Source organism: Legionella adelaidensis, from assembly GCF_900637865.1.
Lineage (GTDB): Bacteria > Pseudomonadota > Gammaproteobacteria > Legionellales > Legionellaceae > Legionella_A > Legionella_A adelaidensis.
The window spans coordinates 32,949-45,109 of sequence record NZ_LR134418.1 but is presented as its reverse complement, the minus strand read 5'-3'; the positions used below and the strand labels follow the sequence as shown (position 1 = coordinate 45,109).

Sequence of the window (12,161 nt, the reverse complement as noted above, 5' to 3'; positions counted from 1 at the left end):
ATAATCCTCACTACAGAGTTAAGTTATACTGCTTTAAAAGCCACGCCAATATAGCATTTTTTTTTTACTAGAGGGCAATGCCCACATTAAGCTCACTCCTGTCATTTTCCGCATCGCTTGCTTTTATATCAGGCTTTTTAAAAAAACGCATTCCCATAGTACCGATAAAAAAACCGCCTGTTAGAAACGCTATATTTACACCTATGGGGATGCTTGTTAAGAAAAAGCCGCTGGTAATAAGAGCTATCGCAAATGCTATCATTAAACCGCCCAATATTTTGAAACCAACCCCCTTCAATTTTTCTGCTTGCTCTAAATATTGTTCTTTCCTTATTCTGGCTGTTAAGAATTGTTTATTGTTTACTAAACAAGCGATAAGGGTATCGGGATTAATATCTTTAGCTAATTTATGCGATTCGATTTGTATAATTATTTTTTCAGCATCTTTTTTTAGATGTGGTTTTGAGATTACTTCATTAATTGTTTTTCTAAGGGTATCGAGGGCTATGCCATATCTTTGTTCTTGGTCTTGTGTCCACGTAAAAGCATAGGTATATGAAGGACTACTGTGGACAGAATCAGCATAAGCTTCTTCTTCGTACGCAATAATACATTGGTGTAAAATTTTATGACCTATTTCTTTATTTAAAGCAAACTGTTGTAATTGCTTAGCTAATTCGTGCGTAGGTGCGAGACGATTGGCAATAATAGGTTGCCAAACTTTATTGGTAATATTGGCAGCCAGGTAGTCAAAATATTCCGGTTTGCCAGTGGCAGCTTGTTTCTCCCTCGCTTTGGTAACAAGGGTATTTACTAAAGCGACAGTTCGCTGGCTAAATGTATATTTACCTAATCCCTGCGGACCCTCCAAATTAAATAATTCCGCGATTTTTTCCCCATCATAGGTATCAACATACCTTTTAATAAGATCTGCTAAAAAATTACTGGCTCCTTGTCGTATAAAAAGAGGACCGCAAACAGTAAAACAAACGTCTGAAAGATGGCTTACAACTAGAAGAAAATCTTGCTCAGTGAGGGACTCCACTAATAACTTTGCAATATTTTCGCGTTCTATTTTTGGTTTTGCACTGATGTCCCAATAATTTTCGGCTGTAATTTGGTCTAGACGAATTTCAGGAGTAAAGGGAATGAGAGTCATGGTTTTCCTTAGCAATATATAGTTCGTCCTTAATAATAAGAAATTATTTGGAAAAAATTTCTCAAATTTAATGGCAATCTTGGCTAAACTGACATTAAATCAATAATAAGACATTAAATTCAAGGATGAGAGAGAAAGAATAGAATGACAACTTCTTTTCCACATAAAATCATTATGATTGGCTTTGGAGGAGTTGCGGGCTGTACGTTACCGCTCTTGCTACGCCACCTGGAAATTTCCCCATCGAGGATACTCGTAATTGATTTTCTGGATAAAACAGAAGTTCTTCATCCTTGGATTGAACAAGGATTAACGTTTATCCAAAAACAAATTACCCGCGAAAATTTAAATGCAGTTTTACAGACGTATGTTTCTACCGGTGATTTACTCGTCGATTTATCTACCTATATTAATAGTATGGAAGTGCTCAATTGGTGTCATGATCAAGGCGTTATGTATATTAATACTTCCCTTGAGATTTGGGACCTGGATGAATTAAGTAATAAGTCGTTTACCGAACTTACTTTGTATGCGCGACACATGGAATTACGAAAAAATGAAAAATTATGGTTTGATACTAAAGGATCTACCGCAGTTCTTGATCACGGAGCTAATCCCGGATTGGTTTCGCATTTTGCAAAAATTGGACTGGAAGACATTGCGGAAAAAATTCTACGAACAAAACCGCAAGATCCGCGAAGGAAATTGTTGGAAAAATTTTTAAATGAAGATAATTTTCCTGGTCTTGCTGAAATAACTGGAACGAAGGTTATCCATATTAGTGAAAGGGACACGCAAGTAATACATAGCCCTAAAAAACCCAATGAGTTTGTTAATACGTGGTCTGTTGAGGGCTTAGCGGAAGAAGCGATAGCGCCAGCCGAGCTTGGGTGGGGGACTCATGAAAAGAATTTACCGAAGAATGCTGCTTCCCATATACATGGACCTCAGAATCAAATTTGTCTTACGCAAATGGGGCTGGATACGTGGGTACGCTCATGGGTTCCTTCTGGAGAAATTATAGGGATGGTTATTCGTCATGGTGAGGCATTTTCCCTCTCCGATTATTTAACTGTATGGGATAATTATAAAGCCCGTTACCGCCCCAGTGTTTATTATGCTTATTGTCCGGCAGATTATGCTATTAATTCGGTGCACGAATATAAAATGCGTCGTTTTAATTTACAACCAACGCAGAGATTAGTAAAAGAGGAAATTATTGAGGGTTATGATGAATTAGGTATTTTATTAATGGGCCATGATTTTAATTCATGGTGGGTAGGGAGCATTTTGGATATCCATCAAGCAAGAAAATTATTGCCTGGGGAAAATGCCACGCTGGTACAGGTTGCTATTTCGGTCGTCAGCGCTATTTTATGGATGATTAAAAATCCCAATCGAGGTGTCAATTTGCCAGAAAGCCTGCCTCATAAAGAAATAATGAAAACTGCTAAACCTTATCTCGGCAAGTTTGTTTCTCGCTCGGTCAATTGGACTCCTCTTACCTATAAAAATCCTAAATATACGGACTTTGCAGAACCTGAAAGGAACAATGAAAATTTATGGGAATTTAGAAATTTTTTGGCGTAACTATGGGAAAGAAAAATAGTAAGCAGTATATATTATGGCTAATTTTCTTTTCTTCTTTGTCGCTTGCTTATGCAGAAACTCCGGATTCTGAACCGCCAAAGGAAGGCTTTTTTTCATTACCTGCTTCGCAAATTCCTGGTCCATTTTATTCATTTGGACAAAATCTTATATCAAAAGACCAGTTACAAATATTTGGAGAACTTGATTATTTATATAGTTCCCTTTCTGTTTACAATTTTTCCGCAGCCCCTACATTACTTTATGGGTTGAGTGATTCAGCTTCTATCTTATTGACTATGCCTTATGCTCTTAAGAATAGATCAGGATCCAGGCATTCTACAGGTATTGGCGATACTGTATTCCAAGGGGAATACGGTTTTTATGAAACGTCTGATAAAAGACACGAGTCAACCGCGACCATTGTCGGAAACTTCTCTTTACCTACAGGGTCCTACAGTAAGAATCCAGCAACTGGTTATGGGTCTCCCAGTTTTTTTATAGGAACGACTTATAACCAAACATATACAAATTGGTTATGGTTTGCTTCGCCCGGGTTTACATGGATTGCCCCTAGAGAGCATGTGCACTTAGGGTCTCTTTACTACTATCAAGCAGGGATTGGACGCAATATTAGCAGCCAACCCGATAAATTTATCTTTAGCGGTATATTAGAAATCGATGGACAGTATACGGAAAGAAATAAAATAGATGGCCTTATTGAACCGAACACAGGGGGAAATATAATTTACTTAACGCCATCTATATGGTTTTCTACAGAAAAACTAATCGTACAAGTGGGTATTTCTTTCCCTGTTTCGCAAAATTGGAATGGCAATCAAAATAATATTAGTTACTTGGCTTCAAGTTCAATTGGATGGAGTTTTATGTAAGTTGGGCCGAAAGACCTAACAATCATCCAGGGGGTTAAATGTGGTGCCTTTGGCACCACACCCATGAGTAGTTACTTACAGTTAAAATCGTTAGGAAATACCACAGAAATACTATTATTGGCTTGACCTAAAATAATATCACCTGCTTTTAAAACACAAGTTCCTATAGCACCAGAGCCTAAGTTAAAGGAAGGTGAGAAGAATTGTGTAGCTGTAATTGTGTAAGGCACATCAGAGCAGATAAGTTGGTCTAACAACTTGGGAGAGCTGCCACCTTTCAGTGTTACCGAGCGATTAATTCCGTTAGCCGAATTTATATTAAAGGCAACGCTTTGGTCAAATCCTACCGGAGGGCTCGAAACCGCTACTTCTAATGAACAAGAGTGGGATGTTTCAGCATTTGCAGAGGAAAAAGCTGAAATGGCAATTAATGAGAGGGTAGCGGTTGCAATTTTCTTAAACATCATGTGTAAATCCTTATTATTATTTTTCTTAAAACTCATTTTATTCCCACTGTGCATGGTGAATAAAATCGCGCGCAGTATATTCCATCAAAATTAATATGTACATCAAAAGATTAGAAAGGATTTTTTGCGGGCACATTTGCTTTTACGAGAGCATTTGCACGGAGATAAATTTTCAATCCCTTATTAAAATTTACCCCTCCATCGCAACAGGTAAGGGATGTACTTTGGTACACTCGCAAGAAGAGTGTGGGGCTCGCAATGACGTCCTCTATTCGCTAAAATGAGCCACTTAAAATATTTTATTGAGTATTATGCCTAAGCGAACGGACATACAATCTATTTTAATTCTTGGTGCCGGTCCCATTGTTATTGGACAGGCTTGTGAATTTGATTATTCGGGTACGCAGGCAGTCCGCGCTTTAAAGAAAGAAGGTTATCGCGTTATTTTGGTCAATTCTAATCCTGCTACCATTATGACTGATCCTGAATTAGCTGACGCAACTTATGTAGAACCTATCTTGTGGCCTGAAGTGGCCAGAATTATTGAGCAAGAAAAACCCGACGCGCTATTGCCCACGATGGGTGGACAGACTGCATTAAATTGTGCCCTGGATTTGGTTCGCGAAGGAGTTTTAGAAAAACATAACGTAGAGCTCATCGGGGCTACCCGCGAAGCGATTGATAAAGCGGAAGATCGGGAGAAGTTCCGCTTGCTTATGAAAAAAATTGATTTAGAAATGCCGCGTTCGGCAATTGCCCATAGTTTAGAGGAGGCTTTATCCGTTCAAGCCCATTTGGGGTTTCCTGCGATTATTCGACCCTCTTTTACTATGGGCGGAAGTGGGGGAGGTATTGCCTATAATCGAGAAGAGTTCGAAGAAATCTGCCTGCGTGGTTTAGAACTTTCGCCAACCCATGAACTTTTAATTGATGAATCGGTGCTGGGCTGGAAAGAATATGAAATGGAAGTGGTACGTGATAAAAATGATAATTGCATTATTGTATGTACCATTGAAAATTTTGATCCCATGGGCGTACATACTGGCGATTCTATTACCGTGGCACCAGCCCAAACGCTAACTGATAAAGAATTTCAGCGTATGCGCGATGCAGCTATCAAAGTATTGCGCGCGGTAGGTGTTGATACGGGCGGTTCTAATGTGCAGTTTGCGGTTAATCCTGATGACGGGCGTATGTTAGTTGTAGAGATGAATCCACGTGTTTCGAGAAGCTCCGCTTTAGCATCAAAGGCTACCGGTTTTCCTATTGCCAAAATTGCTGCATTACTAGCTGTTGGATATACCCTGGATGAGTTGTCAAATGAAATAACGGGTGGAAAGACGCCGGCTTCTTTCGAACCTAGTATTGATTATGTGGTAACTAAAATTCCTCGTTTTAACTTTGATAAGTTCCCGCAAACTTCTCCGATATTAACTACCCAAATGAAATCAGTGGGCGAAGTGATGGCTATCGGATCCACATTCCAGGAATCTTTGCAAAAAGCAATAAGAGGGTTGGAAATTGGTCGCAGCGGTTTACATACTCTATTTAAAGAGAATGATATAGCTATTTTACGAGGCCATTTACGCGAACCAACTCCTGATAGGTTATGGTATATTGCTGATGCTTTTCGAAAAGGATTAATGCTGGAAGAAATTCAGCAAGAATCTAAAGTGGATCCCTGGTTTTTAGCCCAAATTGCAGAGTTAGTTCACACGGAAGATGCAATGAGTGGTTATTCTATTCATGACCTCAACAAAGACACACTCTTTCAGCTTAAAAGAAAAGGATTTTCTGATGGATATTTAGCTTCCCTTTTATACTGTTCAGAGGAAGAGGTAAGAAATCGCCGTACAGAACTTGGGATTAAACCCGTTTATAAAAGAATCGATTCTTGTGCAGGAGAGTTTCCTAGTGAAACCGCTTATCTTTATTCTACTTACGCTTCTTTTTGTGAAGCGAACCCGCAAAAAAATGATAAAAAAGTCGTCATTCTGGGAGGTGGCCCCAATCGAATTGGTCAAGGTATAGAATTTGATTATTGCTGTGTACACGCATCTTTAGCATTGCGTGCAGCAGGATACCAAACCATTATGATCAATTGTAACCCTGAGACGGTTTCTACCGATTTTGATACTTCCGATCGATTGTATTTTGAACCGGTAACCCTGGAGGACGTTTTAGCTATTGTAGAATTGGAAAAGCCATTAGGCGTCATTGTGCATTATGGAGGCCAAACGCCTTTAAAGTTGGCGCAAGCTTTAGAAAAAAACGGGGTCAAAATTATTGGTACCTCTTCTGATGCTATCGATATGGCAGAAGATAGGGAGCGTTTTCAAAAGTTGGTTAGCGCGCTCAATTTACATCAACCACCGAATGGCACCGTCCGTAGCGAGGAAGAAGCAATCCTTCTGGCACGTAAAATAGGCTATCCCTTAGTCGTTCGACCTTCTTATGTGTTAGGGGGACGGGCGATGGAAATAGTCTACCAGGAAGAAGATTTAAAGCATTATTTAGCTCATGCAGTGCAAGTATCGCCCGATTCCCCTGTACTGCTTGATAAGTTTTTAAATGACGCGATTGAAGTTGATATTGATGCCGTTTGCGATGGAAAAGAAGTACTAATTGGCGGCATTATGGAACATATAGAACAAGCGGGCGTTCACTCAGGTGATTCTGCTTGCATATTGCCTCCTTTTAGCCTAAGTGTCGTTGTACAGCAAGATTTAATGGAGCAAATCAAGCTAATGGCATTAAAATTAGGCGTGGTAGGTTTGATTAATGCCCAATTTGCCATTCAAGCGGATGACATATACGTATTAGAAGTGAACCCGCGGGCTTCTCGCACAGTTCCTTTTGTTTCTAAAGCTACAGGTTTACCCTTAGCCAAAATAGCAGCATTATGTAAAGTGGGTATAAGCTTAAAAGCTCAGGGGTTAGGCTCGAATTATCCGCTGCCTTCTTTTTATTCCACAAAGTTACCTGTTTTCCCCTTTGTGAAATTTGCAGGCGTTGACTCTATCCTCGGACCTGAGATGAAATCCACAGGAGAAGTAATGGGGATTGCCAAACGCTTTGGGCAAGCTTATGCCAAGGCACAATTAGGAGCAGGTAGTCATATCCAAAAAAGGCGTAAAGCGTTTTTATCTGTAAGAGATGCAGACAAAGCAAGAATAGGTGAAATTGCCAAACGTTTAATAGATCTGGGTTTTGAGATCATTGCGACCCGGGGAACAGCTATGGTATTACATGCAGCAGGTATCCCCTGTACACGTGTTTTTAAAGTGGCGGAGGGAAGGCCGCATGTGGTGGATTATATTAAAAATCATGATATTGATTTCATCGTAAATACCACTGAAGGAAAAATAGCTATTGCTGATTCTTTCGCTATTAGGCGCAGCGCATTGCAACATAAGGTGAGCTATACTACAACGTTATCTGGTGCGGAAGCTGCATGTTTGGCTATGAAATATGAAGATCGGGAAACAGTAACCCGATTACAAGATTTACATAAAAGAATTTAGGTGAAGGTTATGCAAAAATATCCAATGACAATCGAAGGTTCTGAAGCTTTAAAAAAAGAACTCCATCGTTTAAAAACCATAGATAGACCAAAAGTAATTGAAGCGATTGCCACTGCACGTGAGCATGGAGATTTAAAGGAAAACGCTGAATACCATGCGGCGCGCGAACAACAAAGCTTTATCGAAGGGCGTATTCAAGAATTAGAAGCGAAATTGTCACACGCCCAGATAGTAGATATTAGTAAGTTGGAAAACCAGGGAAAAGTAGTTTTTGGCAGTACGGTAAAACTATGCAATATTACCACAGACAAAGAAACCACTTTTCAAATCGTTGGAGAAGATGAGGCTGATATTAAATTAAATAAAATTTCCTATAGCTCACCTATAGGAAAAGCACTTATCGGAAAACAGTTAGATGATACCGTAAGCGTTCAAACACCCGGGGGAATGGTAGAGTATGAAATTATTGAGGTAAATTATTAGCTTGCATATACTACCCAACTAATGGATTTTCGTGGAGCAATAGATGGCTCATTCTGGTACAAAGCATAATGAACATACGAAAGAAGAAGATTTACATCAATTTTATATCAATATTCTCAACTGCATTCCCAGTATTATTTATTGGGTTGACTCTAATTGTAAACTGAAGGGTTGTAACAATAAGTTTGCCCAACTATTGGGTTTGCAGTCTGAACGTGATTTTACCGGAACGCCTTACGAATTAATGGAAAAATTTGGCCATTGGTCAAAAGAACGGGTAGAGCAGTTTCGGTTAGAAGATATGAAAGTAATTTTCACCGCAGAAGCTCAAAATGAAGTTTACGAAAAACCAGTTTTAGATAAAAAAGACAAGCCGATTTATTTTCTTTGTAACCGCACCCCTATACTTGATAAAAATAAAAAAGTAATTGCCTTGGTTGTAGCCTTGACTGATATTTCTGAATGGAAAGAAGCACAAGAAAAGAATTCTGGGGCTGAGAGTGTAAAAAAGCGTGGAAAGTCAAAAAAAACCCAGCCCTACGTATTAATGGTAGAAGATAACTTAATCGCTCAAAAAGTCGAATATGCACTATTAACCGAATTAAATTGTCAGGTAGACGTGGCTGAATCTGGCGATAAAGCGGAAGCGCTTTTTAAGCCAGGAAAATATGATTTAATCTTGATGGATATTGGCCTGGAAGATACATCAGGCTATATGGTAGCAAAAAAAATCCGTGACACAGAAAGTAAAACGCAATTTCACGTACCCATTATTGCTCTCACTTCTTACCAAGCCGACGTGGTTAAATATGACGTACATGATTACTTTATGGACGGTGTTATTACCAAGCCCCTGACTAGCGAACAAGTCAAACAGCTTATACAGCGTTTTATTTATCATGAAGAAGACGTAGAAGTAACGGGCTTAAAGTTAGTGGAATAGAATGGTAGCTTTGATGGGCCTGGCGGCTCAGGGCGTCACTTTTTATTCAACTTCTAACATATCCCTTTTATTCTGATATTTCTTTTTGTCCGTCCTGCATAGGCAGGAATCCATTTCTATGATGGAATTGTGCCAATTAAGAATAGATTCCCGCCTATCGCGGGAATGGCAGGCATTAAAAAAGACAATCCCTGAGCCTGACGCGGCGCGACCTACAAGAAATCTAGGGTAAATAATAATAGGGGTTGGGTAGTTTAAATGTTTTTTCTGCGAAACCACCTTTAAGATCGCTCATTTGATCCCCAATAGAAGCAATGATGGTATAACCCATATGGGTAATTTTTGCACGTGCGTTGGATTTGAAAGGAATAATTGAGGTTTGTTCATAACTTTCGGGCCTGAGAAATAATCCTTTATAGCCTTTAAAGCCTGCATTATTTAAATTTTTATTCGTTGCAACGCGTAATGATTCGCCTCTTCCAGTGACAAAAAATACACTCACTCCATTTTTTAAAGCAGTTTGAAATAATTTTAAGGTAGGTTTGATCTCGGGGGCGTTGGCGGCCTGGATCTCTTTTTTCACTTGCTCTTTACTGCCGGTAAAATTACGTAATACCATTTTGTCATAATTAGTTAGGCAGGTTTCATCAATATCAAGAACAATGGCTAATTTTTGTGGATGGACAGCTTTTTCGTTTGTTTGTACACGCTGTAGAATATAAGCATTCGCTTGAGAAACAACTTGATTTAGCTCTTTTTCATAAGTACCCGAGTCATGGTACGTTTTAATTTCGGAAAGAAGCTGAGTAAGATTGGCCGGCTCAGCATGAGTACTGGCCTGGAAAAATAATGTGGAGACGATCAACAAGAATAGATTAAACTTTTTGAACATTTTTACTCCTCATCCGACTAGCGCCGTCTATTATATAGAAAATGTCATGGATGTCAATGGTGCAATCTGTTTAAATTTTGCCACACCTAACTTCGCCAGTCCAGGTAACGAAGCAATATACCCTGGTTGCTTGCCTCTCAGTGTGATTACGTTCGCAATAACAAGAACGAATACGGATTAAATTTGCTCCATTTTCTAATATTCGCTATCATTAGCCATTTTTTGTAAATAGAACCAATTTAGTACTATATTATACTTAATAACCTAAATAAGACTTAATTAGTACTAGATTAATCACGATAGGAATGCTATGCTGCGCCTCAGCAAGTTGGCCGATTATGGAACAGTTATAATGGTGTATTTAGCCAAGCGGGCTAATCAGCTGGCGAATGCACGTGATATTGCTTTGCATACCCATATTTCTGTACCAACTGTCAGTAAAGTATTGAAGCGTTTAACGGCGGCAAGTTTATTAACTTCGGTCCGTGGCGTCTCCGGCGGCTATCGTCTTCAACGAGCACCCGCTGATATTTCTATTACTGATATTATTTATGCTTTAGATGAACCGCGTGGACTAACCGAATGTAGTTTAGAACCTAATACTTGTTCTCTACAAGGTGTATGTCATGTTAAAGGTAATTGGCGCTTAATAAGTCAAGCAATTGAATCGGCATTGGATAGTGTGAGTCTTGAAGCGCTGGCTAAACCCACGCTGCAATCTTTTGAGCTGCAACGAATTAAGAATTTAGCAACTGGAGCTAGTGGTGGCTAAAAATAATACCCATTTAAACTCTCTTTTAGAAAGAGATTATCAACATGGTTTCGTAACAGATATTGACGTGGAAACCTTTCCTCCCGGACTAAATGAGGATGTTATACGTCGGTTGTCTGCTATTAAAGGGGAACCTGAATTTTTATTGGAATGGAGGCTCAAAGCATTTCGTCATTGGCAAACCATGCCTCCTCCAGAGTGGTCCAGCGTTCATTATCCTCCTATTGATTACCAGGAAATTTCCTATTATTCAGCTCCTAAAAATATAAAAGAGGGTCCTAAAAGTTTAGATGAAGTAGATCCTGAACTTTTACGCACTTATGAAAAATTGGGCATTCCCCTGCGTGAACAAGAATGGCTTGCTGGCGTCGCGGTTGATGCGGTATTTGATAGTGTCTCGGTTGCTACTACTTTTAAAGCAAAACTTGCAGAAAAAGGCATTATATTTTGTCCTTTATCAGAAGCCGTTAAAGAATATCCTGATTTAGTTAAGCAATATTTAGGAACGGTAGTTCCTTTTCGGGATAACTTTTATGCTGCTCTCAATTCAGCGGTTTTTAGTGATGGTTCTTTTGTATACGTTCCTAAAGGAGTACGTTGTCCAATGGAATTGTCTACTTATTTTCGGATTAATGCGAAATCCACAGGGCAGTTTGAGCGGACTTTAATTGTGGCTGATGTTGATAGCTATGTATCCTATTTGGAAGGATGTACTGCCCCCATGCGCGATGAGAATCAGCTGCATGCCGCGGTAGTGGAATTAGTCGCTTTAGATGGTGCGCAAATTAAATACTCTACAGTTCAAAATTGGTATCCCGGAGATAAGGAAGGCAAAGGAGGGATTTATAATTTTGTAACCAAGAGGGGTGCTTGCCGTGGTAAACGCTCCAAAATCTCCTGGACCCAAATTGAGACGGGCTCGGCTATTACCTGGAAATATCCCAGTGTTATTTTGCAAGGCGATGATTCGGTAGGTGAATTTTATTCTGTTGCGGTAACTAATAATTTACAGCAAGCAGATACCGGTACCAAAATGATTCATATTGGTAAAAATACCCGATCAACTATTATTTCAAAAGGGATTAGCGCCGGACGCTCGCATAATGCATACCGCGGCTTGGTACGCATAGCCCCCACCGCTTTAAATGCACGCAATTATACACAGTGTGATTCCATGCTAATGGGCAGTGACTGTTCTGCGCATACTTTTCCTTATATTGAGGTAAAAAATCAAACAGCTCAAGTTGAACATGAAGCCACTACTTCTAAAATAAGTGAAGATCAGTTGTTTTATTGCCAACAACGAGGAATTGATACGGAAGATGCCGTTTCAATGATTGTAAATGGTTTTTGTAAACAAGTTTTAAAAGAATTACCAATGGAGTTTGCTGTTGAAGCAACCAAACTTCTTGGAATCAGTCTGGAAGGGGCCGTGGGTTAA

General features: G+C 39.4%; 10 protein-coding genes. 7 read left to right on the top strand and 3 right to left on the bottom strand.

What is annotated here, in order from left to right; translation table 11 throughout:
* Positions 1-67 precede the first annotated feature (67 nt).
* The gene (locus EL206_RS01360) at positions 68-1,159 is read right to left on the bottom strand and encodes a TMEM14 family protein (protein ID WP_058461272.1); all 1,092 of its coding nucleotides are present in this window, start codon (positions 1,157-1,159) and stop codon (positions 68-70) included.
* A 144-nt stretch (positions 1,160-1,303) separates the two neighbouring features.
* On the opposite strand from EL206_RS01360, the gene EL206_RS01355 reads away from it, so the two are divergent.
* Together EL206_RS01355 and EL206_RS01350 are read left to right on the top strand one after the other, a co-directional pair.
* Positions 1,304-2,749: a saccharopine dehydrogenase C-terminal domain-containing protein gene (locus EL206_RS01355; protein ID WP_058461273.1), complete on the top strand. Its 1,446-nt coding sequence runs from the start codon at positions 1,304-1,306 to the stop codon at positions 2,747-2,749.
* Between the two features lie 2 nt (positions 2,750-2,751).
* On the top strand, positions 2,752-3,639 hold the full coding sequence (locus tag EL206_RS01350) for a transporter family protein (RefSeq protein ID WP_058461274.1): 888 nt from the start codon (positions 2,752-2,754) through the stop codon (positions 3,637-3,639).
* A gap of 71 nt (positions 3,640-3,710) precedes the next feature.
* Here the strand turns inward: EL206_RS01350 and EL206_RS01345 are convergent, their stop codons facing one another.
* The gene (locus tag EL206_RS01345) at positions 3,711-4,106 is read right to left on the bottom strand and encodes a hypothetical protein (protein ID WP_232048498.1); all 396 of its coding nucleotides are present in this window, start codon (positions 4,104-4,106) and stop codon (positions 3,711-3,713) included.
* Positions 4,107-4,417: 311 nt separating this feature from the next.
* Between EL206_RS01345 and carB the strand changes: the two genes are divergently transcribed.
* Genes carB through EL206_RS01330 form a run of 3 tightly spaced genes read left to right on the top strand, consistent with a single transcriptional unit; the run spans position 4,418 to position 9,056 of the window.
* Positions 4,418-7,630, top strand: coding sequence for a carbamoyl-phosphate synthase large subunit (gene carB, locus EL206_RS01340; protein WP_058461275.1), 3,213 nt, complete (start codon positions 4,418-4,420; stop codon positions 7,628-7,630).
* Between the two features lie 9 nt (positions 7,631-7,639).
* On the top strand, positions 7,640-8,113 hold the full coding sequence (greA, locus tag EL206_RS01335; protein WP_058461276.1) for a transcription elongation factor GreA: 474 nt from the start codon (positions 7,640-7,642) through the stop codon (positions 8,111-8,113).
* A 43-nt stretch (positions 8,114-8,156) separates the two neighbouring features.
* Positions 8,157-9,056, top strand: a complete 900-nt coding sequence (locus EL206_RS01330) for a response regulator (RefSeq protein ID WP_058461277.1) — start codon at positions 8,157-8,159, stop codon at positions 9,054-9,056.
* Between the two features lie 223 nt (positions 9,057-9,279).
* On the opposite strand, the gene EL206_RS01325 is transcribed toward EL206_RS01330, so the two are convergent.
* Positions 9,280-9,948: an HAD family acid phosphatase gene (locus EL206_RS01325; RefSeq protein WP_058461278.1), complete on the bottom strand. Its 669-nt coding sequence runs from the start codon at positions 9,946-9,948 to the stop codon at positions 9,280-9,282.
* Positions 9,949-10,258: 310 nt separating this feature from the next.
* Here EL206_RS01325 and EL206_RS01320 point away from each other — a divergent pair, with 310 nt between their 5' ends.
* Positions 10,259-10,720, top strand: a complete 462-nt coding sequence (locus EL206_RS01320; protein ID WP_058461279.1) for an SUF system Fe-S cluster assembly regulator — start codon at positions 10,259-10,261, stop codon at positions 10,718-10,720.
* The gene (gene sufB, locus EL206_RS01315; protein WP_058461280.1) at positions 10,713-12,161 is read left to right on the top strand and encodes a Fe-S cluster assembly protein SufB; all 1,449 of its coding nucleotides are present in this window, start codon (positions 10,713-10,715) and stop codon (positions 12,159-12,161) included. The genes EL206_RS01320 and sufB overlap by 8 nt, the downstream gene beginning before the upstream one ends.